General features: G+C 71.3%; 2 protein-coding genes. One reads left to right on the top strand and one right to left on the bottom strand.

Annotated features, from left to right (window positions below):
- Positions 1–47: 47 nt before the first annotated feature.
- Positions 48–1,088: a class II fructose-bisphosphatase gene (gene glpX / locus ACFU7Y_RS43565; protein ID WP_224283188.1), complete on the bottom strand. Its 1,041-nt coding sequence runs from the start codon at positions 1,086–1,088 to the stop codon at positions 48–50.
- Between the two features lie 215 nt (positions 1,089–1,303).
- On the opposite strand from glpX, the gene ACFU7Y_RS43560 reads away from it, so the two are divergent.
- Positions 1,304–1,840 (top strand): DUF4245 domain-containing protein, encoded by a 537-nt coding sequence (locus ACFU7Y_RS43560; RefSeq protein WP_308020271.1) that lies wholly within the window; start codon positions 1,304–1,306, stop codon positions 1,838–1,840.
- Positions 1,841–1,895 lie beyond the last annotated feature (55 nt).

The following is a 1,895-nucleotide window of genomic DNA, read 5'->3' as shown; positions in this document are numbered from 1 at the left end:
GGCGGAGGGGGATCCCGCCGGGGCCGCGAAGTGCGCTCTCGTGGACCTCAGTTGGCGCGGTCGAAGTCGATCGCGCTGTACGCCCGCAGCTTCGAGAGCTTGTGGGTGGAGTTGATCTCGCGGATGGTGCCGCTCTTGGAGCGCATCACCAGGGAGCTGGTGGTGGCGGTCTCCGAGCGGTAGTGCACGCCGCGCAGCAGCTCGCCGTCGGTGATGCCGGTGGCGACGAAGAACACGTTCTCGCCGCTGACCAGGTCGTCCGTGGTGAGCACCCGGTCCAGGTCGTGGCCGGCGTCCAGGGCCTTCTGCCGCTCGGCGTCGTCCTTGGGCCACAGCCGGCCCTGGATCACGCCGCCCATGCACTTCATCGCGCAGGCCGCGATGATGCCCTCCGGGGTGCCGCCGACACCCATCAGCAGGTCGACGCCGGTGCCCTCGCGGGCGGCCATGATGGCGCCGGCCACGTCGCCGTCCGAGATGAACTTGATCCGGGCGCCCGCCTCGCGGATCTCCCGGACCAGGCCGTCGTGGCGCGGGCGGTCGAGCACGACGACGGTGACGTCCTCGACGGCGCTGCCCTTGGCCTTGGCGACCCGGCGGATGTTGACCGCCGCCGGGGCGGTGATGTCGACGAACTCGGCCGCCTCGGGGCCGGCCACCAGCTTGTCCATGTAGAACACGGCGCTGGGGTCGAACATGGTGCCGCGGTCGGCGACGGCCAGCACGGCCACCGCGTTGTTCATGCCCTTGGCGGTCAGCGTGGTGCCGTCCACCGGGTCGACCGCGACGTCGCACTCGGCGCCGGTGCCGTCGCCGACCCGCTCGCCGTTGTAGAGCATCGGGGCTTCGTCCTTCTCGCCCTCGCCGATGACGACGACGCCGTTCATCGAGACGGTCGAGACGAGGGTGCGCATCGCCTTGACGGCGGCGCCGTCCGCGCCGTTCTTGTCGCCACGTCCGACCCACCGGCCGGCGGCCATCGCGGCTGCCTCGGTGACCCGGACGAGTTCGAGCGCGAGGTTCCGGTCGGGAGCCTCGGGCGCGACCTCCAGGGCACTGGGAAGGTGGTGCGGGTACTGCGTGGTCATCGTCGTTACCTCTCTGTACGCGACGGCCAGTGAGCGCCCGACTACTGCCTGGTCGAACGCCGTGGTGAGGGTTCTGCGATCGTATCTGCCCACGAGATGACTGTCTGTGGCGCGGGTCGCTGCCCTGTGGAGGAAACCACCGGTTCGTCCCCTTTCACCTATACGTGGACACCCCTGGTGGACGCCCGGAGATGTGGATGAGTCACCATGTGGGGGTGGCAGCAGACAGCAAGGGCATGAGGGGTCGGCAGACCGTACGGGACATGGTCCTGTCGATGCTGGCGGTCGGTTTCGTCGTCGGGATCGGGTACCTGTTCCTCCCGCACGGCAACGGCGGCGACCCGGTGCGCGTGGTCGGGTACAGGGTGGAGGCGGCCTCCGCCAAGCGTGCCGCGCCGTACCCGCTGCTGTCCCCGGAGGGGCTGCCGGGGGAGTGGCGGGCCACCTCGGTCGCCTACCGGCCGGCCGACCAGAACAACGGCAGGGGCAACGCCTGGCACCTGGGCTTCGTGACCCCCTCCGGCCAGTACGCGGCGGTCGAGCAGAGCGACGTGCCGCGCGACTCCCTGCTGGCCGACTACGTGAAGGGCGCCAAGCCGGACGGCACCTCCGAGGTGGCCGGCCGCACCTGGGACCGGGTGCGGGGCGAGAAGGAGCGCGCGCTGGCCGTGCAGACCGGCCCCGGGACCGCCCTGCTCACCGGCACCGCCTCCTACGAGGAGCTGGCCGAGCTGGCGCAGGCGCTCAAGTAGCCCGCCCCACTCCCTGCGCACGCCGAAGGGCCCCGCACCGGACGAACCGGTGCGG

Source organism: Kitasatospora sp. NPDC057542, assembly GCF_042801945.1.
Lineage (GTDB): Bacteria > Actinomycetota > Actinomycetes > Streptomycetales > Streptomycetaceae > Kitasatospora.
Note: the sequence above shows the minus strand (reverse complement) of the source record. Positions and strands in the feature narration are given on the sequence as shown.